The following is a 22,916-nucleotide window of genomic DNA, read 5'->3' on the forward strand; positions in this document are numbered from 1 at the left end:
CACGCAGAGCTGAGCACGCAGCTCAGGAGGCCGCGCGACCGTCGAGCAGACGGCGCGCGGCCTCCGCGCGTCCGGGGCCGACCCGGATCCGTACCCCGTCGAAGTCCGGGCCGCGGGTCGCGTCCAGGGCCATCCGGGACGTCGTACCGTCCGCGGTGGACGACGGGTCGAGGGGGCTGCCCGGCAGGCCGTCCACCTGGAAGACGTCCCGGTGCGGCTGGAGATGGGCGGCCATCGCCCACAGCACCTGCGAGTCCCGGGTGATGTCCACGTCCTCGTCGACCGCGACCACCGTCTTGAGATACGGGTCCCAGCCGAGCAGCCCCAGCATGATCTGCCTGGCCTGCCCGGGCCGGCCCGCGCGTATTGCCACATACGCGTGGAAGTGCGTACCCGACGTCGGATAGTGCAGCGCGGTCACCTCGGGGAAGCGCTCCATCAGCTTCTGCGCCATCTCCGACTCGCGTGGCACACGCGCCAGATTGAGATGCTCGGCCGAGCTGCCGCCCACCACGTCCAGGAGCAGCGCGTCCCGGCGGCGCAGAACCGTCTCGACGGTCAGTACGTTGTGGGTCGAGCGGTCCGACGAGTACCCGGAGAACTCGCCGAAGGGGCCCTCGTCCGCACGGCGGGCCGGATCGATGAACCCCTCAAGGACCGTCTCGGCGCTCGCCGGCACCCGTATCCCGTACGTCGGGGTGCGCACCACGTCCAGCGGCGCCCCGAACAGGCCGCCCGCCACCCTCCGTTCGTCGGTGTCCGCGCCCACCCGGGCCGAGGCCGCCAGCATGAACAGCGGGTGCGCGCCGATGACCATGGCCACCGGCAGCCGCTCGCCGCGCTCCTGCGCCAGCCGCAGCAGCTGCCACAGATGGCCGCGCGAATGCAGGCTGGTGGCCAGTTCGTTCCGGCTGTGCACCATCGCGCGGTGGTAGCTGAGATTGCCCGAGCGCCCTTCGGCGTACGCGGGTGCCTCCGCCGCGATGATGCCGTTCGTGATGTACGGGCCCCGGTCGGACGCGAAGTGCCGGATCACCGGGAGCGTGCTCAGGTCGGGCCCGGCCACCGTGTCGAGCACCGGGCCCGCCGCCACCACCCGCGGCTCGCACAGCCGGGCCGACGCCTCCTGGTACGCCCGGTGCAGCCCGGCCGTCCCGGTGCCGAGCAGCCGGGCTATCCGGCGCCGCGAGGCGAACACGTTGGTGACCAGGGGAGTGCCGAGCCCCGCCACGTTCCGGCAGATCACCAGCTCGTCCCGGCCGCGGGCGGCCAGCTCCAGGACGAGCGCGGCCACGTCCTCGCCCTCGATCCGCTCGTCGACGGTCAGGACGTCGTCGGGGTGCTCGGCCGTGTACCGGGCGAGGAAGTCCCGCAGATCCTGGGAGGCCGGGGGCGGCGCCGCCTCAGTGGTCACAGCAGACCCCCGCGTGCCGCTGGACCGAGAACAGCTCGCCCCACTCGGGGGCGTCCACCGTCAGACCCAGCAGATCGAGTCCGGTCCTGATCGCCACCCGGGCCCCGTCGTACACCGGCTTGCCCAGCTCCCGCTCCAGCAGCGCCGCCACCGGTGCCACCGGCAGTTCCGTACCCGTCACCACCAGGCACTGCGCGTCCGGCGCCGCTGCGGCGGCCAGCATCCGCCGCAGCCGCGACACCGGCAGCTCGGCGGCCTCCCGCGCCGTCGCGAGACCCAGCGCGGTCACCGAGACCACCGTGAAACCCGCCGCCAGATAGGTGTCGGCGAGCCGCCCCGCGACCTGTCCGGAGCCGGGCGAGACCAGCGCGAGCGAGGTCAGCCCCCGCCGGGCGAGCAGACCGAGCTGGCCCAGCGTGACGGTCGAAGCGGGCACCCCCGCCACCTCCTCGATCCGGCGCGCCACCGCCCGGCCGTGTGCCACGCCGTGCAGATCGCTCGAACTGCCGCTCCAGACCACGGCGTCCACGCCCGCGTCGGCCAGCAGCGCCGCCGAGCGGGTCAGCTCACCGGACTGCGAGGGCGCGATCGCCGGCCCGCACAGCACATCGGGCAGGGCGGTACGGGCGACCGGATGGGCGGCCTCGATGGCGACGGACCGGCAGATCTGGCCCGACCAGCGCTCGACGCCGATGGAGGGGGAGGGAACGAGATGACCGATGCGCCGCACGGCGGCACCTGCTTCCGTACCGGGGACGCCGGGACACCGCGCCCATGGTGGATGTGCGGGGGAGAGGGGCCGGCCACTCCCGGGAGCGGCCGGCCCCTGAGAGCAAGGACCCTCAGGCGCGCGCCGTACCGGCCGTGTCCAGCGAGGCGTAGGTGTCCGTGAGGCGCAGCCGCGCCTCCTCCTGGTCGCGCGGCGGGGGAGTGGGCTTCAGGCCCAGCAGCTTCGCCACGTTGTTGCCCAGATACCCCTCCAGATGCTCCTCGGAGAGGTTCATGCCCTGGGGCGGCGGGCCGCAGAGGACCTCCAGCTCCCGTGCCCACATGCCCGGTTCGTTGGGCGGCGAGTCCGTGCCGAACACCAGCTGGTGCTTCTCCATCTGCTGCGCGAACTCCACGATCCGCGACTGGAGCAGCCACCCCGACTCGCCGTACACATTGGGCGAGTCGAGGATCATGTAGAGCGCCTCGAAGCAGTACACGCCGCCGGTCTGCACACCGAAGTGCCCGAGGATGAAGTTGACGTTCGGGAACTCGCGGATGATCGGGTAGAACTGCGTCGGGATCGAGTACGGCCCGTCACCGGTGTGGATCAGGACGAGGACGCCCAGCTCGTCACAGACCCGCAGCACCGGCCGGAGCCAGTCGAGGGCCCGGTCCGGGCGGTAGGCATGCATGTTGGCATGCAGCTTGAGCATCTTGTAGCCGTACTCCTTGACGTGGAACTCCAGCTCCTTCGCGCCGTTCTCCGGCCCGAAGCGCGGGTTGTACATGAAGTTCCCGATGAAGCGGTCGGGGTACGTCGTCACCAGTTCGGTGATGTACGCCATGTAGTCGCGGATGCCCTCACGGCCACTGCGCATCCCGTCCTGCCAGACGCTGTTGCCGGGCGGGGGCATGATGCAGCCGTAGTCGATCCGGCGGGGCTTGCCGTTGATCAGGTACGGACCGTCCATCATGGCCAGGGTCCGCTCACCGGTGAACGGCTCGCCGTCGTGCCGCCACGCCTGGTCCACGACGTTCGTGGGATGCATATGGGTGTCGATGATCAAGGTGCTGTTCCTTCCCTGCTGGTTCTGGTGGTACGTACGCGGTGCGTGCAGAACCGTCGGGGGACCCGGGGGCGGGCCCGCATCACCTCCCTTCGCTGTGGTCGGTGCCGTCCTGGAAACCGGCCCCGACGATGTCGTCCGGGCGCACCGGCACCCTGGGCAGGGCGAGGCCGGTCGCGTCGCGCAGCGCGTTGGCGATGGCCGGTGTCGACGACAGGGTCGGTGGCTCGCCCACCCCGTTCAGCCCGTACGGCGAATCGGGGTGCGGCAGTTCGAGCAGGTCGATGGGGACCGACGGCATGTCCGCGATCGTCGGGATCAGATAGTCGGTGAAGGACGGATTGCGCACCGCGCCGTCCTGGACGTGCAGTTCCTCCATGAGCGCGAGCCCGAGGCCCTGCGCGCTGCCGCCCTCGATCTGTCCCTCGACCGCGAGGGGATTCATCGCTTTGCCGACATCCTGAGTGGTGGCCAGCTCGACCACTTTGACCAGGCCGAGGTCGGTGTCGACCTCCACCACCGCCCGGTGGGCGGCGAACGCGAAGGCGATATGCGCGTCGCCCTGACCGCGTTCGGGGTCGATGGGAAAGGTGCGGCGGTGGCGGTACTCGTACTCGGCCTCCACCGGCCCGTCCGCGAGCAGCGCCTCCAGCGGCCCGTCCCCGCGGGCGGTCAGCTCCTCCCGTACGGCCTTGCAGGCGCCCTGCACCGCGCCGCCGCTCATCCAGCTGATCCGGGACGCCGACGACGAACCCGCGTCACCGGCCAGGGTGTCGGCGGGCAGCACCACCACCCGCTCGACGCCCAGTTCGGTCCTGGCGATCTGGGCCTGTACGGTCACGATGCCCTGGCCGCACTCGGCGGCCGCGGTGTGGATCTCGGCGACCGGCTCCCCGTTCACCAGGGCGAGCCTGACCCGGGCCACCGAGCGGTCGTCGACGCCGCCCGAGAAGCCGATGGCCTTGACCCCGATGGCATAACCGACGCCGCGGACGACGCCCTCGCCGTGTGTGGTGTTGTTCAGCCCGCCGGGCCGGGCGAACGCGCCCGCACCGGGCGGCGGCAGGGGCCGGGCGCGCAGCCGCTCAAGGAGTTCGGCCGCGGGCGCCGGACCGTCCACCGCCTGCCCGGTGGGCAGCACCGTGCCGGTCGTCATGGCGTTGCGGATACGTAACTCCACCGGATCCATGGCCAGTTCACGGGCCAGCCGGTCGAGGTTGGACTCCACGCCGTAACAGGACTGCACCGCCCCGAAGCCGCGCATCGCCCCGCACGGCGGGTTGTTGGTGTAGACGCAGTAGCCGTCGATCTCGGCGTGCGGTACGTCGTAGGCGCCCGCCGCGAAGTACGAGCCGTTCGCTATGACCACCTGCGACGTGGAGGTGTAGGCGCCGCCGTCGAAGAGCAGCCGCGCCTTGACGTACACGAGCCTCCCGTCGCGTGTCGCCCCGTGCTCGAAGCGCATCCGGGCCGGGTGGCGGTGCACATGACCGTAGAACGACTCCTCGCGGTTGTAGCTCATCTTCACCGGACGGCCGGTGTGCAGCGCGAGCATCGCCGCGTGGATCTGCACCGAGACGTCCTCCCGCCCGCCGAAGGCGCCGCCGACCCCGGAGAGCGTCAGCCGCACCTTCTCCGGCGGCAGCCCGAGCGCCGCGCACATCTGGTGCTGGTCGTCGTGCAGCCACTGGGTCGACACATAGACATCGACGCCGCCGTCCTCCGCGGGTATCGCGAGGCCCGACTCCGGGCCGAGGAACGCCTGGTCCTGCATACCGACCTCGTACGTCCCCGAGACGACCACATCGGCGCGCTGCCTGGCCGCGGCCAGGTCACCGTGCCGGATACGGACATGACGGACGACATTGCCCGCCTTCCCGTCGGCCCGCCGCTCATGGACCAGCGGGCCCCCGCCGCCGACCGCACGCTCGGGGTCGGTCAGCGGTTCCAGCACCTCGTACCCGACATCGATCAGCCGCAGCGCGCGGCGGGCCGTCTCCGGGTGGTCGGCCGCCACCAGCGCCACCGGCTCGCCCTGGTAGCGCACTCGGTCGGCGGCGAGCACCGGCTGGTCCGCGACCTTCATCCCGTAGAGCGGGCAGCCCGGGACGTCCTCGTGCGTGAGCACCGCGACCACCCCGGGCAGCCGGAGGGCGGCCGAGGTGTCCAGCCGGACGATCAGCGCGCTGGGGTGCGGGCTGCGCAGCGTCGCGCCCCACACCATCGCGTCGTCGTGCAGATCGGACGCGTACGCGAAGGCGCCCTGGACCTTCAGCCGGCCGTCGGGCCGCAGGACGCTCTCGCCGACCCCCTGCCGGATGCCGGTGACGGTGCTCATGGACCCTCACTTCCCTTCTGCTGCAGGAGCTGCCGTACGGGGATCGGTCAGGGTGCGGCCCGGACGGAGGGCCCTACGGCCCGACCGGGCGTACGGGGACGGGCGCGCCCTCCGTACGGTCGGGGCCCGGGGCCACCGCCTGCGAGAGCCGGATCCGCAGCCGTCTGATGTGGTCGCGGGCCGCGAGCTCGGCCGCGTCCGGGTCGCCCGACGTCATCGCCTCGAAGATCCGGCGGTGCTCCTCGACGGCGAGCCGGGGCGCCTGCGGGCTGCGCCACAGCGCGTGCAGCGCGAGGTGGGCCTTGCCCTGCACGGTGTCCAGGGCCGCGGTGAGATGGGCGTTGCCCGCGACTTCGCGGATGAGCCGGTGGTACGCCATGTCCATCTCGGTGTGCGCCTGTTCGTCGTCGCCCGCCGCCACGACCTGCTCGTGCCGCTCCAGCAGCTCGCGCAGTTCGGAGACCCTGGTGGCGTCGAGCCGCTCGGTGGCGAGCCGGGCCGCCAGCCCCTCCATCACCTCGCGGAGCACATACAGCTGGCGTACGTCCTCGACGTCCACTGTGGCGACCACGGCGCCGCGGTGCGCGACATGGGTGGCGAGACCGTCGTGGATCAGGCGCTGCACGGCCTCGCGGACCGGGCTGCGGCTGATGCCCAGCTGAGTGGCGAGCGCCGGCACGGAGAGTGCGTCGCCGGGGCGCAGCCGGTTGGCGAGCACGGCCCCCTTGAGCTCCTCGTAGGCCCGGTCGGCAAGCAGGCTTCCGGCCGCGACCGGGTTCACTGCTCTCTCCGTCGACATGCCCCAACTCCCTCTGTGGCGCTCACGACACGTATGACGCACGGGTGCTCATGACGCTGACGACGCCTCGTCCGATGTGCTGGGAATCCTGTTCTCCAGCTGTTCTTCATGTTGCATGTAATCCTCGGGCGGGTCAATGGAACGGGCAGCCCTCTTCCGGTGCCCAGGCAGCTTGAGATGGTGGAAGAACAGGTTGAGCAGCACAGCCATCAGCGTGCCGAGGATGATGCCGCTCTCGAAGAGTGCATGCAGTTGCCGTCCCGGCATCTGATCGGCGAACTGGGGGAACGCGGTCGGCAGAAACCCCACACCCACACTCGCGGCGACCAGGACCGTATTGCGCTGGTCGGCGAGATCGGCCCGGACGAGGATCTGCACCCCGACCACGGCGATGGTGGAGAACAGCACGATCGTCGCGCCGCCCAGCACGGAGGCCGGCATCGCGGACACCACGGCGCCCACCTTCGGCACCACACCCAGCACCATCATGATCACGCCGGACGCCGCGACGATCCACCGGCTCTTCACCCGGGTCAGCCTGATCAGCCCGATGTTCTGCGAATAGACCGTGCTGGGAAAGGAGTTGAGGAGACCGGCCGCAGCCGTCGCGAGACCGTCGGCGCGCAGCGCCCGGGTCACCTGCCTGCCGTCCACCTCACGGCCGACGATCCTGCCCACCGCGAAGAACTGCCCGATGGACTCCACCGCGATGATGATCATCACCAGTACGAGGGAGAGCACGGCGGTCGGCTCGAAACGCGGTGCCCCGTAGTGCAGCGGAGCGGTGATGCCCAGCCAGGCGGAACCGCCGACCCCCGAGAAGTCGGTCTCCCCGGCCAGCGCGGCCACCACCGTGCCGACGACCAGACCGAGCAGCACCGCGACCGTGGCCAGGAAGCCCCGGGAGAACTTGTGCAGCAGCAGGATCACCAGCAGGGTGACCCCGGCGAGCCCCAGATGCACCGGGGAGCCGAAGGTGCGCTGGGCGGGGTCCCCGCCCCCCACCTGCCGGGCCGCCACCGCGAGCAGGGTGATCCCGACGATGGTGACGATGGTGCCGGTGACCAGCGGCGGGAAGAAGGCGACCAGTCTGCTGAAGACCGGGGCGATCACGAACAGCGCGAGCCCGGCGGCGATCACCGCCCCGAAGACGGTCGGCAGCCCGGCCTTCGCCCCGCCCGCGGCGAGGCCCACCGACACGAGCGAGGGCACCGCCGTCGTCGACGTGCCCTGTACCACCGGCAGCCTGATCCCGATCCCGGGCAGCCCCGCCGATTGCAGCAGCGTGGCCAGACCGCAGGCCAGCAGGGAGGCGTTGACCAGCATCCCGATGTCCTCGGCCGGCATGCCGATCCCCTGGGCGACCAGGAGCGGCATGACGACCGCACCGGCGTAGAACGCCAGCACGTGCTGGAGCCCGTAGACGGCCAGCCGCCAGAGCGGCGGCACCGCCTCGACCGGGTCGTCGGGCCGGTTTCCGGCGCCCTGAACTGCCTTGCGCGACATGTGCGTTCTCCCTCCACCCGCCCGACGGCGGGGGTTGTTCACTGCGCACGTACGGGGGCCGCGGACGGGCAGCCGACAGGGAAATCGGTCGGTCGTTGGGGTGGCCGTGTGGCCGTGTGGCCTGTGGTGGGGTCAGTGGTTCCAGGGGCGGGTCAGCCCGCCGAACCCGGCACGCTCCACGAGCTGTTCGGACCGCTCCTGCGCCTCGGCCAGCAGCGCCTCCTCGTCCACCAGCGGACAGCGGCCGTCCTCGAAGACGACGCGCCCGTCGACGACGGTCAGCTCCACGTCGGAGCCGCGCGACGCGTACACGAGGGCGGAGACCGTGCGGTGCAGCGGCATCTGGTGCGGGCGGTCCAGCGCGACCACGGCCAGGTCCGCGGCTGCCCCCGCGGTCAGGACCCCGGTCCCCGTGCCCGCGTACCGGGCGCCCTCCCGGGTGGCCAGCTCCAGCGCCTCCTCGCAGCGCGCCACGGCCGGGTCGAGGGTGTGCTGGCGCTGGCCGAAGAGCGTCTGCTTCATCACCTCGAACATGTCCTGGCGGTGCCCGGCGCTGGGCCCGTCGGTGCCGAGCGCGACCACGGCGCCCGCCTCCCGCAGTTCCCGCAGCCGCATCACACCCGACGCCAGATAGGCGTTGGACACCGGGTTGTGCGCGACACCGGCCCGCCGCTCGCCGATCCGGCGGATCTCGGATCCGTCGAGCCACACGGCGTGCGCCAGGGTGGTCCGCTCGTCGAGCAGCCCCTCGGCGTCCAGCCAGTCGACCGGCCTGACGCCGTACGCCTCCAGATAGCTCTCCGGGTCCTTCGCCCCCTCGCTGCAGTGTGTGTGCCAGCGCGTCCCGAAGTCGGCGGCCAGCGCCGCGGCGCCCCTGACCAGGTCCTGGTCCACGTAACTGAGGTTGAGGGGGGCCGGCCAGATCTCCACGGTGGACCCGGGCGGCCGGCGCCGCATGCACTCCCGGGTGAGCTCCAGCTCCTCGGCGACCGAGTAACGGAAGAGCGCGGGAGGCAGCCCCCGCGCGAGCGCCACCGGGGTCCGGTGCCCGATCATGCCGCGGGCCACCGCGCCCCGCAGCCCCGCCGACTCGACAGCCCCCGCCACCGCGAGCACCGTCTCCGGGTCGGTCGGCGCGTAGTGGTTGTCGACGACGGTGGTGATGCCCGAGCGCAGCGCCTCCACCGCGCCGAGCGTGGCGGCGACCCTGGCGTCGTCGGGGGTCACGGCTATGGAGTACGGCCACATGAACTCGCACAGCCAGGGCCAGATGGAGAGCCCTTCGCCCAGGCCGCGGGCGAGGGACTGGAAGAGATGGCTGTGTCCGTCGACGAACCCCGGCAGGACGGCCCGGTCCCGGCAGTCGACCGTACGGGCCGCCTGCCACGCCGCGTCGGTCTCCGCGGCCGGGCCCACCGCGGCGATGCGGTTCCCGGTGACGGCGACCGAGCCCGGCTCGTACACGGACCGCCGGCCGTCCACGGTCACCACCCGCCCGCCCGACAGCAGAAGATCGCACTCCATGGGGGCCTCCCAGAGGCTTGACGCTGCTATGGCATGCTCCATATTGCATGTAACATATTCGCACTCCTGTGCATGTCAACCCTTCTCGCGTCACTTCCCCGGCTCCCGGGCTCCCCGGCCGTCCTGTCTCCCCGGCTGTCCCGCCCGACTCGTGCAACAGGCCGGGCGACCGCAGACTGATCAGGCCGGAGCACTCGCCGGCTCACCTGGGGAGGAGGCACGGGTATGCGTTCGATCCGCTACCGGACAGCGGTCCTGCTCGTGGCCTCGGCCGGGGTGGCGGGGCTCGTGGCCCCCGCGAGCGTGCAGGCGGAGCCCGCCCCGTTCGGCGCCGGCTGCCTCATATCCGTCAGCGGCTCGCACACGACGGCCACCTGTCACAACCGGTACGTCGGGACCGACCGGGTCGCCCTGCACATCGAGTGCGCGCGCTGGTGGGACATCGACACGGACAGCGCGCCGGTCGAGGTCGGACCCGCGCAGAGCGTGCGGCTCACCGGCCGCTGCTGGAAGGAGATCAGCTCGGTCTGGGTGACCCACCGGCGTACGGGCTGACCGGTGTTCGTCCGCCGCGGGTGCTGTCCTCTGCGGGTGCTGCCCGCTCCGGAGCTTGCCCGCTCCTCCGGTCAGGTCGTCGTCCTGCCCAGACAGCTGGTGAACGCGTGCCCGGCCGCCTCGGCGGCCGCCACATCCGCGTCGCCGTTACGGATCGCCTCGATCAGCCGGCTGTGGTCCATGTACCCCTCGGGCCGCAGCTCGCGCCCCACATCGTCCCGGAGCCAGTCGCGGAGCAAGTCGCCCAGATCGGCGTAGAGCTCGGTCAGTACGTCGTTGTGCGAGGCGTTCACGATCGCCAGATGCAGGGTCGCGTCGGCGGCCACGAACGCCTCCGCGTCCCCCGACTCCCAGCTCCGCTCCCGCTCGTCCAGCAGCGCGGCCAGCTGCTTCACATCCCGCTCGGTACATCGCTCGGCGGCCAGCCGGGCGGCCGACGACTCCAGGGTCGACCGCAGCTCGGCGACATGCCGGGGGTCGGCGGCCGCGAACCTGCGGTGCATCACCCCCGCCAGCTCACTGGTGGCGATCACATAGGTGCCCGAACCCTGGCGGATGTCCAGCAGCCCGTTGTGCGCGAGAGCGCGCACCGCCTCCCGGACCGTGTTGCGGGCCACGCCCAGCTGCTCGACCAGCTCGGGCTCGGTCGGGATGCGTGAACCGACCGGCCACTCGCCCGAGGTGATCTGGTTCCGCAGTTCGGTGATCACCTGGTCGGAGAGTGCGGAACGCCGGGGAGAGTTCAGCGCCATGGTGCTCCTCGTTGGGGTCGCGCGGCGGGAATCGTCAGCGGATACATGAGGGGACATTAATTGGACAACCAATCATCCCATGATTCTATGATGCCCTTATGCCAGACGACGAGACGAAGATCCTCGCTTCCACCGCCGAGTCGCACCCCGCCGCCGGGCCGAACGCCACCGCCGAGCCGCCCGCCGCGGTGGAATCCGCACGCCCGCAGCCCGCCGCGTGGACCGTGAAACTCGTGATGGCCGGCATCGTTCTCGCCGCCGTCAACCTCCGGCCCGCCATCACGAGCCTCGGCGCGCTCCTCGAAGAGGTACGGGACGGCCTCGGGATGAGCGGCAGCATCGCCGGTGTCCTCACCTCCGTACCGCCGATCTGCTTCGCCGTCTTCGGCGTCATGTCCCCCCGGCTGGCCCGCCGTTTCGGGCCCGGGGCCGTCGTCTGCGCCGGCATGGTGGCGATCACCGCCGGCCTGGTGATCCGCCCCTTCGCCGGCGGCACGGCCGGCTTCCTGGCCGCCAGCGCGCTCGCCCTGATGGGCATAGCCGTGAGCAACGTGCTGATGCCGGTGATCGTCAAGCGGTACTTCCCGGACCGCGTCGGAACGATGACCGGGCTCTACTCCATGGCCCTCGCCCTGGGCACCGCACTCGCGGCGGCCGTCACCGTGCCGCTGACCGACGGGCTCGGCGGCAGCTGGCGGCTGGGTCTCGGCGTCTGGGCGGTGCTGGCCGCCGTGGCCGTACTGCCCTGGATCGCGCTCATCAAGGACCGCAGCACCACAGCGGCCAACGCACCGGCCACCACCGGTGCCGCCAGTACGCCGGCCGCCCGGCGGATCACCAGCAGCCCCACCGCCTGGGCCCTCGCCTGCTTCTTCGGCCTCCAGGCCACCGCCGCGTACATCACCATGGGCTGGATGCCGCAGATCTTCCGGGACGCCGGGGTCTCGGCCGGTACCGCCGGGCTGCTGCTGGCCGTCACGATGGTGATGGGCGTGCCGCTCGCCTTCGTCATCCCGCGCCTGGCGAGCCGGATGAAGAACCAGGGCCCCATCGTCGTCGCCCTCGGCGCCTGCGGGCTCATCGGCTACGCGGGTCTCTATCTGGCCCCGTCGGGCGGCGCCTGGGCCTGGGCGCTGCTCCTCGGCATCTCCAACTGCTCGTTCCCGCTGGCCCTCACGATGATCGGCATGCGCTCCAGGAGCGGCGCCGGAGTGGTCAGGCTCTCCGCCTTCGCCCAGTCGACCGGCTATCTGATCTCGATCCCGGGACCGCTGCTCGTCGGAGTCCTCTACCAGCACAGCGGCGGCTGGGGGCTGCCCATCGCGCTGATGGCCGGACTGATGGTGCCGCAGATCGCCGTCGGAATACTCGCCGGGCGGGACCGGACGATCGAGGACGAATCCTGAGATGCGAGACTGACGTCATGCCAGTGCTCGAACCGAATCCCCAGAACGGTCAGAAGAAGCTCCTGCTTGTGCTCGGAGCCATGCTCGGGGTCACGGTGATCGTCGCGATCATCGCCACGCTCGCCTCGCCCTGACCTGCCCCGTCCGACGCCCGATCCCGATGCCCGGCCGGCACTCCCGGCCGGACGCCCCCGGCCCGACGGTGGTGCCAGCACCACCGTCCCCTAGGGGGCCAGGGTCAGGGTGAAGTGGGTGGGTCACCGGATGGGAGAGCGCCCCCGTACTCCGTAGGTTCAGTGCATCAGCCACCGCGAACCTCCTGGAGGCGGCCATGCCGGCCCGTCCGCACACCACCCGCCCGCACCACGGACACGCGCAGAGCGGTATCGACGTGCGGCTGCCCTGGTGGGCCGTCGTCCTGCCCGCGCTGGCCTTCGCCGTTCTGCTGCTGCTCATCAGCGCGCCGGGCCAGGCGCACGCGGACACCGGCGAGGCCACCGTCACGCATGTGCTGGAGCGGATCCAGCAGAGCCTGCCGCACTAGGGACGGTCCGGCCGGCCGGTACATGGGGGCTTGAAGGAGCCGTGCACCATGCGCGCGCCCGGCCACCGTGGCCGAAGCCTGTTCACTCGTGCCGGGGGACCATCCCAACACCCTGCGCCCGAAGGTCAGATCCATGCGAAGCTGGATTGTATGAGCGCCGTTGTGTCATCCGGGGGAACAGCCCCCGGAACCCCTGAGTCCCACCGGATCGTCCTCCTCCGGCATGCGAAGGCCGACTGGCCCGATGTGTCCGACCACGACCGGCCGCTCGCCGACCGCGGCCGTATGGACGCCGCGGCCGCCGGCAGCTGGCTCGCCTCCCACGAACCGAGTCCGGACCTCGCCCTGTGCTCCACAGCGGTCAGGACACGCGAGACCTGGAAGCTCGCGGTCCAGGAGCTGCCGGAGCGCCCGCGGACCGTCTACGAGGAGCGGCTGTACGAGGCGTCCCTCGGCGACCTGTTCGCGCTGCTCAACGAGGTCCCGGACGACGTCGGAGATGTGCTGGTCATCGGCCACAATCCTGGTACGCACGCCCTCGCCGACGCACTGTCGGGCAGCGCCGAGGGTGACGCGCTGAACAGGATGAACCGCAGCGGTTTCCCGACCTCGGGGGTGGCCGTCGTCGAGTTCACCGGCTCCTGGAAGTCGGTCGAGCACGGCGTGGGCACACTGAAAGCCTTCTGGGCGCCGCACGAGTAGCCCGTGCGGGGCCGGCTCCCGGAGGAGACGCCGGCCCCGGACGGGCCGGCCTCGAAGCAGGCGCCGGTCCCCGATGCGCTGGTCAGATCCCGTCGTCGACGAGGCCGTCCGCGGCCTCGACCTCTTCCCGCGTGATGCCCAGCAGATAGAGCACGGTGTCCAGGAAGGGCACATTCACCGCCGTGTCGGCGGCCTTGCGGACCACGGGCTTGGCGTTGAACGCGACGCCGAGCCCGGCCGCGTTCAGCATGTCCAGGTCGTTCGCACCGTCCCCGATCGCCACGGTCTGCGACAGCGGGACCCCCGCCTCACCGGCGAACCGCCGCAGCAGCCGCGCCTTGCCCGCACGGTCCACGATCTCCCCGACGACCCGCCCGGTGAGCCTGCCGTCGACGATCTCCAGCGTGTTGGCCGAGGCGAAATCGAGGCCGAGCCGCTCCTTGAGGTCGTCGGTGACCTGAGTGAAGCCGCCCGAGACGACGCCCACTTGGTAGCCGAGCCGCTTCAGCGTACGGATCAGGGTGCGGGCGCCGGGCGTGAGCCGTACCTCGGAGCGCACCTTGTCGACGACCGAGGCATCGAGGCCCGCGAGCAGCGCCACCCGGGCGTGCAGCGACTGCTCGAAGTCCAGCTCGCCGCGCATCGCGCGCGCCGTCACCTCCGCGACCTCCTGCTCGCACCCCGCGTGTGCGGCGAAGAGCTCGATCACCTCGTCCTGGATGACGGTCGAGTCGACATCCATCACGACGAGCCGCTGGGCGCGGCGGTGCAGACCCGCCGAGATCACGGCCACATCGACCCCGAGCACCGACGCCTCGATGGCCAGCGCTGTGCGCAGCGGCTCGGTCTCGACCCCGGAGACCGCGAACTCCACGGCCGTCACCGGGTACTTGGCCAGCCGGAAGATACGGTCGATGTTGCCGCCGGTCGCGGTGATGCTGGCCGCTATGGCGGCGGTCGACTCGGCGGTGAGCGGGTTGCCGAGCACGGTCACATGGGAACGCCCGCTGCCCCGGGGCCGGTTGTCACCGGTACCGGAGATGATCTCGGCCTCCAGCCCGATGGACTCGGCCCAACTGTGCACGGTCGCCCGCAGCTCGCCCTGGGCGTTGCCGCCCGGGCCAGGAGCTGTGACGAGGACGCACAGCACGATCCGGCCACGGGTGACCACCTGTTCGATGTCGACCACGTCGACGGCGTAGGCGGCGAGGGTGTCGAAGAGCCCGGCGGTGATACCGGGGCGGTCCTTCCCGAAGATCTTGACGAGAAGAGTCGGTGAGTCCGCGTGGACTGGCGGCTGCGATGCGCTCATGGTGATCCCACCGTATAGGGCGCGGCCGGGCCGCAGGCAGCCTGTCCCGAGGACCGGACGCCCGCGGCGTGACTGGTCGTGGTGCCAGAGGCGGTGGCTCCCTTTTGTCCTGAACGTCACCCCGGGCCGTGCACCTCCACCCCATTGGTACGCGGTCGTCACACGGCCCGGCTTTCGGATGCGTCGTTGTCCCTGAAATAGTTCCCCACGATGTTCGCCATCCCTAGACTCCCTGCAATGGGGGTACCTCGGGGGACAATAAGTGGGGCTGGAGTGCCGGAACTCGTAGTTGAACTGAATGGCCGGATCTGGACGCTCGATCCGTCCAGGTCGTACACCCTGGGCCGTGATCCGCAGGGGGACCTGCCGATCGACGACGCCAGGGTCTCGTGGCGACACGCCACTATCAGCTGGGGAGGCCGTGGTTGGGTCATCGAGGACCACGGATCCACCAACGGCACGTTTGTGCAGGGACAGCGGATCCAGCAGCTGGAGATCGGACCGGGCTCGTCGGTTCACCTCGGCAACGCGACCGACGGTCCGCTGCTGAGCCTGTCCGCAGGGGCGGCTGCCGCCCAGGCCCAGCAGGCGGCGGCGCAGCAGGCGTCGGCCCAGGCCCAGGCGCCCGCCCCGATGCAGGCGCAGATGCAGGCACCCGCACCGCAGGCCGCGCAGGCCCAGGCACCTGCGTACGCCCCGCCCCAGCAGCAGGGCGCTCCGGCGGGCTGGGCCCCGGCCCAGCAGCCCCCGCAGAACGCGGCCCCGCAGGGCTGGCAGCAGCCGCAGGGCCAGGTGCCCCAGCAGGGCGGTCCGGCCGACGGGTCCGCGGGGGCCCCGCCGGCGTACGGCGACCGCAGCCCGACCACCTTCCACCAGCTGGCACTCGGCCGGGTCATGCGCATCGGCCGTGCCCTGGAGAACGAACTGGTCGTCTCCGACCTCCAGGTCTCCCGCATCCACGCCGAGTTCGTGGCGACGCCGGACGGCCGCTTCGAGATCCGCGATCTCGGATCCCACAACGGCACCTACATCAACGGCCAGCCGATGGCCAAGTCCGGCACGGCCCTGATCGGCCCCAACGACATCGTCGGCGTCGGCCACTCGACCTTCCGCCTGGTCGGCGACCGCCTCGAGGAGTTCGTCGACACCGGTGAGGTCTCCTTCTCCGCCCGCCACCTCACGGTGACGGTCGACGGGGGCAAGGACATCCTCAAGGACGTCTCGTTCGGCGTCCCCGAGAAGTCGCTCATCGCGGTCATCGGCCCGTCGGGCTCCGGGAAGTCGACCCTGCTCAAGGCGCTCACCGGCTACCGGCCCGCCAACCGCGGTGAGGTCCTCTACGACAACCGCGATCTGTACAAGCAGTTCGCCGAGCTGCGCCAGCGCATCGGACTGGTCCCGCAGGACGACATCCTGCACAAGGAGCTCACGGTCCGTAAGGCGATGAAGTACGCGGCCAAGCTGCGCTTCCCCGCCGACACCACCGAGGCGGAGCGCTCGTCGCGCATCGACGAGGTGCTGCGCGAGCTGAAGCTGGACATCCACAAGGAGAAGCGGGTCGCCTCACTCTCCGGCGGTCAGCGCAAGCGTGTCTCGGTCGCGCTCGAACTGCTCACCAAGCCCTCGCTGATCTTCCTGGACGAGCCGACGTCCGGGCTCGACCCGGGCATGGACCGCGACGTCATGCAGCTGCTGCGCGGCCTCGCCGACGACGGCCGTACGGTGCTGGTCGTCACCCACTCCGTCGCCGAGCTCGCCATCTGCGACAAGCTCCTGGTGATGGCGCCCGGCGGCTCGGTCGCGTACTTCGGACCGCCCGAGGAGGCGCTCAACTTCTTCGGCTACAGCAGCTGGGCCGATGTCTTCTCGGCCTTCGAGAACTACCGCGACTACGACTGGGCGGGCCGCTGGCGCGGTTCGCAGCACTACCAGATGTACGCGGCGGACATCGACGCGGTCGCCGTGCAGTCGGTCCAGATGCCGTCCGCCCAGTCGATGAAGCCGCCGAAGCCACAGGCGTGGGGCTCCCAGCTGCTCACCCTGATGCGGCGCTATGTCTCGGTGATCGTCTCCGACCGGGGCTTCATGGCGCTCTCGCTGCTGCTGCCCGCGGTGCTCGGCACGGTCGGCGCGCTGATCCCGGCGGACTACGGACTGGGCTTCGGCCCGGCGGCGGGGCACCTCAGCAACGGTGACGGCGCGGTGATCCTGCTGATCCTCGCGGTCGGGGCCTGCTTCGCGGGAGCGGCCAACTCCGTACGAGAACTGATCAAGGAACGGGTGATCTACGAACGCGAACGGGCCACCGGCCTGTCACGTTCCGCCTATCTGATGTCCAAGGTGATCGTGCTCGGTCTGATCACCCTGGTGCAGGGCGCCATCATCGGCGGTATCGGCTTCGGTATGAAGGACGCGCCGACCGAGGGGCTGATCTTCTCGGCCTCCACCCGGTTCGAGATGACCCTGCCGATCATGGCGCTCGGCCTCACCTCGATGATGATCGGCCTGATCATCTCCTCGCTGGTGAAGACCTCCGAGAAGACCATGCCGCTCCTCGTCATGTTCGCCATCACACAGGTGGTCTTCACCGGCTGCCTCTTCACGCTGAACGGCGCCGCGGGGATCAACCAGTTCTCGTTCCTGATGCCGGCCCGCTGGGCGGTCGCGGCCGCGGGCGCCACCGCGTCACTGAACGTCCTGCTGCCCAACAAGAAGGACCCTGGCAGCACGGACCCGCTCTGGGACCACACCCTCGGTACCTGGGTCATGGACATGGGGATCCTGCTCGCCATCGGCGTGGTCTGCGGTGTCCTGGTGGCGCGGCTGCTGCGCCGCCACGAGCCCGAGGTCATGCGCAAGTAGACCGCGAACGCGCGACGCCGAAGGGCGGCACCCGCAGTGTGGGTGCCGCCCTTCGGCGTGGTCCGGTGGTCCGCCGGACCAGTACGTGGATCAGTGCCGGATCGGTGGACGCCGATCAGTAGGCGCTGTTGACGTTGTCGATCGAGCCGTAGTTCGCGGCGGCGTAGTTCGCGGCGGCGGTGATGTTGGCGACCGGGTCGTAGATGTTGGTCGACGTGCCGGCGACGTGGTACGTGTCGAAGGTCGGCTGGATGGTCTGGAGCAGACCCTTCGACGGGACGCCGTTCTGGGCGTTGATGTCCCAGTTGTTGATGGCCATCGGGTTGCCGCCGGACTCACGGATGATGTTGCGGTACAGACCGTTGTACGAGCCGGGGATGTTCTTGGCCTGCATGATGGCCAGCGCGTGGCGGATCCAGCCGTCGAGGTTGTTCGCGTAGACGGTCGTGCGGGTGGCGGCGCGGCTGGCGGCCGCCTTGGCGGTGCGCTCCTTGGCTGCGGCCTTCGCCTTCGCGGCGGCCGCGGCCTTCGCCTTGGCGGCAGCAGCCGCCTTGGCCTTGGCGGAGGCTGCGGCCTTGGCCTTCGCGGCGGCCTTGGCCTTGGCTTCGGCCTTCGCCTTCGCCTCGGCCTTCGCCTTGACCGCGGCGGCCTTGGCCTTCGCGGCCGCGGTCTTGGCGGCCTTGTCGGCGTGGACCTGCTGGGCGTTGAGGCCCGCCTCCACCGTCTTGGTCTGCGAGGCGAAGGCAACCGGAGCGGCGTCGACGTGAGTCGTCTCGGCGGACGCGTTTCCGGGAACAAGCGTGAAAGCGACGGCTGCGGCGCCGACGGCGGCCACACCACCGATCGAGTACTTGTGAGTCTTGGTCAGGCGACGACGGCCATGGCGGTTCTCTGACATGCGGTGCGTACCTCTTCGAATAGCGGAAGTCGCGAGCGCCGGGGGCGGCGGTAACGCCCTGGGGCGGCGACGGGAGCAATTCTTAGCGGCCGCAAAATATTGTGGCAAAGGTGTGACGTACGATCCCGCTTAGTGGCGTAGGGGCAGCTCTGGAGGGCGAGGCACCCGCGCGTACCCGGCCCAGGCCCCCCTTAAGCATCAACTAGCGAACCTCGTAAGTGACGTGGGTCCTATGCGCGGCGTCACACGGTTCGGGCGGCGAATTCACCATGCGTTGCTTCAGCAATGCGGAGCGTCAGGTTCCTCATCCGGAAGTATGAGGTGGACGTCCCCGAACTCGTGCCAGAGGTAGAGGGCCCGTACGGCTTCCGCATAGCCGCGCTCCAGGGCCTCCCGCCCCGCGACCGCCTCCAGCATCAGCAGATGGGACGCTTCGGGCTCGTGCAGCCCGGTCAGCAGCCCGTCCACCGCCCGCACCCCCCGCTCCGGTGTGATCACCAGTTCGGTCCACCCCGCCAGCGCCCGCACCACCCCGTCCGGCCCGGCCGCGGTCTCCAGGGCGCGCACCACCGTCGTCCCCACCGCGACGACCCGCCCGCCGCCCGCCCGCGCCGCGTTGACCAGCCGCGCGGTGGCCGCCGGCACCTCGAACCGCTCGGGACCTGGCGTCTCGTGCGCCTCCGCCGACGCCACCCCGGTGTGCAGCACCACCGGCGCGAACTGGATCCCGCGGCTCACCAGCTCCACGACCAGACCGGTGGTGAAGGGCCGCGCGGCACTCGGCATCTCCGCCGAACCCGCCCCGTCCGGCGCGTCCAGCGCGAACACCGTCTGATACGCGGAGAGCGGCTGGTCACGCCGGGTGTACGCGTACCGGATCGGGCGGCCGTACCGCCGCAGCAGCTCAGCGACACCGGCCACCGACGGCCGCGCCCACCACAGCCGCTCCTCACCGGCGACCAGCGGCTCCTCCCAGACGAGCCGTACACCGCCGGGCAGCCGCACCACGGACCCGGAAGGCCCGCCCGCGCGCCGCCGGGTGGTCCCGCCCCGCACCGGCTCCCGCAGCTCCACCGCCCACCGGCCGTCGTCCCCGCGGGGCGGAGAAGTGCACCACCACACGGGCCCCCGCGGCGTCCGTCCCGTCGACCGCGGCGGCCAGCGTCCGTGAGGTGTTCACCACCAGCACGTCCCCCGCCCGCAGCAGACAGGGCAGCTCCCGGAAGGTGTGATGGGAGACCGCGGTGCCGCGCGACACCATCATCCGTACGTCGTCCCGCCCACGCCCCCGTTCCTCGGCGGGCACCGAAGCGGCCGGATGGTCCGGGATCCGCAGGGCCTGCCGGGCGCTCATCGCGCCTCACCGGCCAGTGCCGCCGCGGTGAACCGGCCGCTCGCCGGCCGTTCGTCGAGCAGCCGCAGAAACGCCGGAACCACCGTCGAAGGCGCCGGCCGCTCCGCCCCGTCGCCCGGCACCGCGGCCGCGTACAGACCGGTCCGCATGTCACCCGGGTCCACCGTCCACACCCGCAGCCCCGGCTCCTCGGCCGCGAGCACCGCCGACAGCTGGTCGAGCGCGGCCTTGGACGCCCCGTACCCGCCCCAGGTGCCGTACGCCTCGACAGCGGCGTCCGAACTCACCGTGATCACCGCCCCCGCACCGGCCGCCCGCAGCAGCGGCAGCGACTCCCGCACCAGCCCCAGCGCTGCCACCACATTGGTCTCCAGCGCCGCCCGCAACCCGTCGAGCGGCAGCTCGTCGAGGTGTACGAGCGGCTCGGCGCCCAGCGCGCTCGCATTGCTGACCAGCAGATCGAGCCCGCCCAGCGCGCGCCGCCGCGACCAGCCGGACCCGGTGCGCGGCGTCGGTGACATCCCCCGCCACGGCCACGACCCGGGTGCCGTGCACCGCCAGCTCCCGCGCGGCGCCGTCCAGCACCTCACCGGTCCGCGCGCCGATCACCAGATCCCAGCCCCGCCCGGCGAGCCCCTCCGCGAGTGCCCGCCCCAGCCCCTTCGATCCGCCCGTGATGACTGCCACGGCCATGACACACCCTCTTCCGTCGGTGGTCCTTCGGTTCTCCCGCTTCGAGCCATCAACGTAGGAACGCGCCCCCGCCCCGCACCTCGTCCGCGGGCCCCGGCCCCGAAGGCACTTCGGCCTAGTCCTCACGCCCCTCCTGACCTGGTCCCGAAGGACCGGGCCGGAGTTGTCCACAGCCCGATACGGCCCGGCCGACCCGCCGGTACCGTGTGGCCATGTCCCATCGACCCGCGTCCGGCCTGTCAGCGGTGAGCACCGCGCTGCTCGCCATGAGCAGACATCTGGAGGTCCGCGACGTCCTCAAGACGATCGTGGTCTCTGCACGTGAACTGCTGGACGCCGAGTACGCGGCGCTCGGGGTCCCCGACGACCACGGCGGCTTCGCCCAGTTCGTGGTCGACGGCGTCAGCGACGCCCAGTGGAAGGCCATCGGCCCGCTCCCGCGCCAGCACGGCATCCTCGCCGCGATGCTGCACGACGAGAAACCCCAGCGCCTCGACGACGTACGCCAGGACCCCCGCTTCGGCGGCTGGCCGTCCACGCACCCCGACATGTCGGACTTCCTGGGCCTGCCCGTCCGCGACGGCGACGAGACGATCGCCGCGCTCTTCCTCGCCAACAAGCGCTGCCCCAGGCGCACCGGCCGCTGCGGATTCACCGAGGAGGACGAGGAGCTGCTGACGATACTGGCCCAGCACGCCGCGATCGCCCTCACCAACGCCCGCCTCTACGAGCGCAGCCGCGAGCTCACCATCGCCGAGGAACGCTCCAGGCTCGCGCACGAACTCCACGACGCGGTCAGCCAGAAACTCTTCTCCCTGCGGCTGACGGCCCAGGCCGCCGCCACCCTCGTGGACCGCGACCCGGCCCGCGCCAAGGGCGAGCTCCAGCAGGTCGCCGACCTCGCGGCTGAGGCCGCCGACGAACTCCGCGCCGCCGTCGTGGAACTGCGCCCCGCCGCCCTCGACGAGGACGGCCTGGTCCACACACTCCGCACGCACATCCAGGTCCTCGACCGCGCGCACAGCCCCCATGTCACCTTCCGCAGCGGGCAGGTGCGGGCGCTGCCCGCCGCCCAGGAGGAGGCGCTGCTGCGGGTGGCCCAGGAGGCACTGCACAACGCCCTGCGCCACTCGGGCGCCGGGCGGATCGATGTCGTACTGGAGAGCCGGCGGCTCGGCCCGGGCGCGGTCCTGCGGATCGCCGACGACGGCACCGGATTCGAGCCCTCGGCCGTCCGGCGGGCCGGCCGGCACCTCGGGCTGGTCTCCATGCGGGACCGGGCGAGCGGCGTCGGAGGCCGGCTCCGGGTGGAATCGGCGCCCGGAGAGGGCGCCACGATCGAGATGGAGGTGCCCGGTGGCTGACACCGCACCCAGGCCGAAGGCGGCCATCCGCGTCCTGCTCGTCGACGACCACCAGGTGGTCAGAAGGGGCCTGCGCACCTTTCTGGAGATCCAGGACGACATCGAGGTCGTGGGCGAGGCACCGGACGGGGAGCAAGGGGTGGCCGCCGCCGAGGAGCTGCGCCCCGACATCGTCCTGATGGACATCAAGATGCCGGGCATGGACGGCATCGAGGCGCTGCGCAGGCTCCGCGAGCTGGCCAATCCGGCGCGGGTGCTGGTGGTCACCAGCTTCACCGAGCAGCGCACGGTCGTCCCCGCCCTGCGCGCCGGGGCTTCGGGGTACGTATACAAGGACGTCGACCCGGACGCGCTGGCCGACGCCATCCGCTCGGTCCACGCCGGGCACGTACTCCTCCAGCCCGAAGTGGCCGGCGCGCTGCTCTCCCAGGAGCCCGGCGGCGGGCAGGGGAGGGGCACCGTGCTCACCGAGCGCGAACGGGAGGTCCTCGGGCTGATCGCCGACGGACGTTCCAACCGGGAGATCGCCCGGGCGCTGGTCCTCTCCGAGAAGACCGTCAAGACGCATGTGTCGAACATCCTGATGAAGCTGGACCTGGCGGACCGGACCCAGGCGGCGCTCTGGGCGGTACGGAACGGAGCGGCGGGCTGAGCGGGCTGAGCGGGCGGAGCGGGGCCGACGGGCCGAGCGGACCGTCATATTCCGGTGTGAGATTCATACCGTCGGGTGTAAGTCACCCACATGGCGTATCCGGATGGAGTGTGGGCCGTTCTCCATGCGTGCTGCGGCGCCGGCCGCAGCCAGCTAGGAGGAGCCTGAAATGAAGAACCTGAAGAAGGCCGCTGCCGTCACCCTCGTCGCCGGTGGCGTCCTCGCCGCCGGAGCCGGCGCGGCGTCCGCCGCCTCGCACGCCTCGGGCGCGGCGACCAGCTCGCCCGGCGTCGTCTCCGGCAACGTGGTGCAGGCCCCGGTGCACGTCCCGGTGAACGCCGTCGGCAACACCGTCTCCGTCATCGGCGTCCTGAACCCGGCCTTCGCCAACCACGGCATCAACGGCTGACCCACCACGGCCAGCGGCCGACGGCCCCCCGGACACTGTGCCGGGGGGCCGTCC

The 22,916-nt window shown here is 71.4% G+C and carries 19 protein-coding genes and 2 pseudogenes; 9 read left to right on the forward strand and 12 right to left on the reverse strand.

The genetic code is table 11. From position 1 onward, the window contains the following. Positions 1-22 precede the first annotated feature (22 nt). The 7 genes from OG510_RS30090 to OG510_RS30120 form a co-directional block, all read right to left on the reverse strand. Complete coding sequence (locus OG510_RS30090; protein ID WP_406140929.1) at positions 23-1,414, reverse strand: UbiD family decarboxylase; 1,392 nt, start codon at positions 1,412-1,414, stop codon at positions 23-25. Then, positions 1,404-2,144 carry a hypothetical protein gene (locus OG510_RS30095; RefSeq protein ID WP_406140931.1) on the reverse strand — a complete coding sequence of 247 codons (741 nt, stop codon included), beginning with the start codon at positions 2,142-2,144 and terminating at the stop codon, positions 1,404-1,406. The genes OG510_RS30090 and OG510_RS30095 overlap by 11 nt, the downstream gene beginning before the upstream one ends. A gap of 112 nt (positions 2,145-2,256) precedes the next feature. Beyond that, positions 2,257-3,192 carry an amidohydrolase family protein gene (locus OG510_RS30100; RefSeq protein ID WP_406140932.1) on the reverse strand — a complete coding sequence of 312 codons (936 nt, stop codon included), beginning with the start codon at positions 3,190-3,192 and terminating at the stop codon, positions 2,257-2,259. Between the two features lie 82 nt (positions 3,193-3,274). Continuing rightward, on the reverse strand, positions 3,275-5,530 hold the full coding sequence (locus tag OG510_RS30105) for a molybdopterin cofactor-binding domain-containing protein (protein ID WP_406140933.1): 2,256 nt from the start codon (positions 5,528-5,530) through the stop codon (positions 3,275-3,277). Between the two features lie 73 nt (positions 5,531-5,603). Beyond that, positions 5,604-6,329 carry a GntR family transcriptional regulator gene (locus tag OG510_RS30110; protein WP_406140934.1) on the reverse strand — a complete coding sequence of 242 codons (726 nt, stop codon included), beginning with the start codon at positions 6,327-6,329 and terminating at the stop codon, positions 5,604-5,606. 48 nt (positions 6,330-6,377) lie between these two features. Continuing rightward, entirely contained in the window at positions 6,378-7,835 is a 1,458-nt protein-coding gene (locus OG510_RS30115; protein WP_406140935.1) for a nucleobase:cation symporter-2 family protein, read from the reverse strand. A 132-nt stretch (positions 7,836-7,967) separates the two neighbouring features. Beyond that, positions 7,968-9,359, reverse strand: a complete 1,392-nt coding sequence (locus OG510_RS30120) for an amidohydrolase family protein (protein ID WP_406140936.1) — start codon at positions 9,357-9,359, stop codon at positions 7,968-7,970. Between the two features lie 225 nt (positions 9,360-9,584). On the opposite strand from OG510_RS30120, the gene OG510_RS30125 reads away from it, so the two are divergent. Further along, positions 9,585-9,914, forward strand: a complete 330-nt coding sequence (locus tag OG510_RS30125; RefSeq protein ID WP_406140937.1) for a hypothetical protein — start codon at positions 9,585-9,587, stop codon at positions 9,912-9,914. A gap of 71 nt (positions 9,915-9,985) precedes the next feature. Here the strand turns inward: OG510_RS30125 and OG510_RS30130 are convergent, their stop codons facing one another. Beyond that, positions 9,986-10,666, reverse strand: coding sequence for a FadR/GntR family transcriptional regulator (locus OG510_RS30130; RefSeq protein ID WP_406140939.1), 681 nt, complete (start codon positions 10,664-10,666; stop codon positions 9,986-9,988). Between the two features lie 98 nt (positions 10,667-10,764). On the opposite strand from OG510_RS30130, the gene OG510_RS30135 reads away from it, so the two are divergent. The 4 genes from OG510_RS30135 (at position 10,765) to OG510_RS30150 (ending at position 13,318) form a co-directional block, all read left to right on the forward strand. Beyond that, positions 10,765-12,072 carry a CynX/NimT family MFS transporter gene (locus OG510_RS30135; RefSeq protein WP_406140940.1) on the forward strand — a complete coding sequence of 436 codons (1,308 nt, stop codon included), beginning with the start codon at positions 10,765-10,767 and terminating at the stop codon, positions 12,070-12,072. Positions 12,073-12,089: 17 nt separating this feature from the next. Beyond that, the gene (locus OG510_RS30140) at positions 12,090-12,206 is read left to right on the forward strand and encodes an SGM_5486 family transporter-associated protein (RefSeq protein ID WP_406140941.1); all 117 of its coding nucleotides are present in this window, start codon (positions 12,090-12,092) and stop codon (positions 12,204-12,206) included. A gap of 197 nt (positions 12,207-12,403) precedes the next feature. Then, entirely contained in the window at positions 12,404-12,616 is a 213-nt protein-coding gene (locus OG510_RS30145; protein WP_164263321.1) for a hypothetical protein, read from the forward strand. 150 nt (positions 12,617-12,766) lie between these two features. Continuing rightward, positions 12,767-13,318, forward strand: a complete 552-nt coding sequence (locus OG510_RS30150; protein ID WP_406140942.1) for a SixA phosphatase family protein — start codon at positions 12,767-12,769, stop codon at positions 13,316-13,318. A gap of 82 nt (positions 13,319-13,400) precedes the next feature. Here OG510_RS30150 and serB read toward each other — a convergent pair whose 3' ends face one another. Beyond that, complete coding sequence (gene serB / locus OG510_RS30155) at positions 13,401-14,630, reverse strand: phosphoserine phosphatase SerB (RefSeq protein WP_406140944.1); 1,230 nt, start codon at positions 14,628-14,630, stop codon at positions 13,401-13,403. Positions 14,631-14,903: 273 nt separating this feature from the next. Between serB and OG510_RS30160 the strand changes: the two genes are divergently transcribed. Further along, positions 14,904-17,492: an FHA domain-containing protein gene (locus OG510_RS30160; protein ID WP_406140946.1), complete on the forward strand. Its 2,589-nt coding sequence runs from the start codon at positions 14,904-14,906 to the stop codon at positions 17,490-17,492. A 115-nt stretch (positions 17,493-17,607) separates the two neighbouring features. On the opposite strand, the gene OG510_RS30165 is transcribed toward OG510_RS30160, so the two are convergent. The 3 genes and pseudogenes from OG510_RS30165 to OG510_RS30175 all read right to left on the reverse strand — a co-directional run bounded on the left by OG510_RS30165 (position 17,608) and on the right by OG510_RS30175 (position 20,437). Then, positions 17,608-18,390: a lytic transglycosylase gene (locus tag OG510_RS30165; protein ID WP_406140947.1), complete on the reverse strand. Its 783-nt coding sequence runs from the start codon at positions 18,388-18,390 to the stop codon at positions 17,608-17,610. A 279-nt stretch (positions 18,391-18,669) separates the two neighbouring features. Continuing rightward, positions 18,670-19,744, reverse strand: a pseudogene (locus tag OG510_RS30170) (S-adenosylmethionine:tRNA ribosyltransferase-isomerase). Then, positions 19,741-20,437: pseudogene (locus OG510_RS30175) on the reverse strand (SDR family NAD(P)-dependent oxidoreductase). Before OG510_RS30175 ends, OG510_RS30170 begins: the two co-directional pseudogenes overlap by 4 nt. Positions 20,438-20,649: 212 nt before the next feature. Between OG510_RS30175 and OG510_RS30180 the strand changes: the two are divergent. The 3 genes from OG510_RS30180 (at position 20,650) to OG510_RS30190 (ending at position 22,862) form a co-directional block, all read left to right on the forward strand. After that, on the forward strand, positions 20,650-21,801 hold the full coding sequence (locus OG510_RS30180; protein ID WP_406140949.1) for a GAF domain-containing sensor histidine kinase: 1,152 nt from the start codon (positions 20,650-20,652) through the stop codon (positions 21,799-21,801). Beyond that, positions 21,794-22,453 (forward strand): response regulator, encoded by a 660-nt coding sequence (locus tag OG510_RS30185; protein ID WP_406140950.1) that lies wholly within the window; start codon positions 21,794-21,796, stop codon positions 22,451-22,453. The genes OG510_RS30180 and OG510_RS30185 overlap by 8 nt, the downstream gene beginning before the upstream one ends. 169 nt (positions 22,454-22,622) lie before the next feature. Beyond that, positions 22,623-22,862, forward strand: a complete 240-nt coding sequence (locus OG510_RS30190; protein WP_406140951.1) for a chaplin — start codon at positions 22,623-22,625, stop codon at positions 22,860-22,862. Positions 22,863-22,916: the final 54 nt, after the last annotated feature.

The sequence above is a fragment of the Streptomyces sp. NBC_01089 genome, assembly GCF_045162975.1.
Taxonomy (GTDB): Bacteria; Actinomycetota; Actinomycetes; order Streptomycetales; family Streptomycetaceae; genus Streptomyces.

Bases quoted from the DNA above. Each gene is read 5' to 3' on its own strand.
- OG510_RS30105 (WP_406140933.1), bottom strand. From the start codon at position 5,530: ATGAGCACCGTCACCGGCATCCGGCAGGGGGTCGGCGAGAGCGTCCTG.
- OG510_RS30110 (WP_406140934.1), bottom strand. From the start codon at position 6,329: ATGTCGACGGAGAGAGCAGTGAACCCGGTCGCGGCCGGAAGCCTGCTT.
- OG510_RS30115 (WP_406140935.1), bottom strand. From the start codon at position 7,835: ATGTCGCGCAAGGCAGTTCAGGGCGCCGGAAACCGGCCCGACGACCCG.
- OG510_RS30120 (WP_406140936.1), bottom strand. From the start codon at position 9,359: ATGGAGTGCGATCTTCTGCTGTCGGGCGGGCGGGTGGTGACCGTGGAC.
- OG510_RS30125 (WP_406140937.1), top strand. From the start codon at position 9,585: ATGCGTTCGATCCGCTACCGGACAGCGGTCCTGCTCGTGGCCTCGGCC.
- OG510_RS30130 (WP_406140939.1), bottom strand. From the start codon at position 10,666: ATGGCGCTGAACTCTCCCCGGCGTTCCGCACTCTCCGACCAGGTGATC.
- OG510_RS30135 (WP_406140940.1), top strand. From the start codon at position 10,765: ATGCCAGACGACGAGACGAAGATCCTCGCTTCCACCGCCGAGTCGCAC.
- OG510_RS30140 (WP_406140941.1), top strand. From the start codon at position 12,090: ATGCCAGTGCTCGAACCGAATCCCCAGAACGGTCAGAAGAAGCTCCTG.
- OG510_RS30145 (WP_164263321.1), top strand. From the start codon at position 12,404: ATGCCGGCCCGTCCGCACACCACCCGCCCGCACCACGGACACGCGCAG.
- OG510_RS30150 (WP_406140942.1), top strand. From the start codon at position 12,767: ATGAGCGCCGTTGTGTCATCCGGGGGAACAGCCCCCGGAACCCCTGAG.
- serB (WP_406140944.1), bottom strand. From the start codon at position 14,630: ATGAGCGCATCGCAGCCGCCAGTCCACGCGGACTCACCGACTCTTCTC.
- OG510_RS30165 (WP_406140947.1), bottom strand. From the start codon at position 18,390: ATGTCAGAGAACCGCCATGGCCGTCGTCGCCTGACCAAGACTCACAAG.
- OG510_RS30180 (WP_406140949.1), top strand. From the start codon at position 20,650: ATGTCCCATCGACCCGCGTCCGGCCTGTCAGCGGTGAGCACCGCGCTG.
- OG510_RS30190 (WP_406140951.1), top strand. From the start codon at position 22,623: ATGAAGAACCTGAAGAAGGCCGCTGCCGTCACCCTCGTCGCCGGTGGC.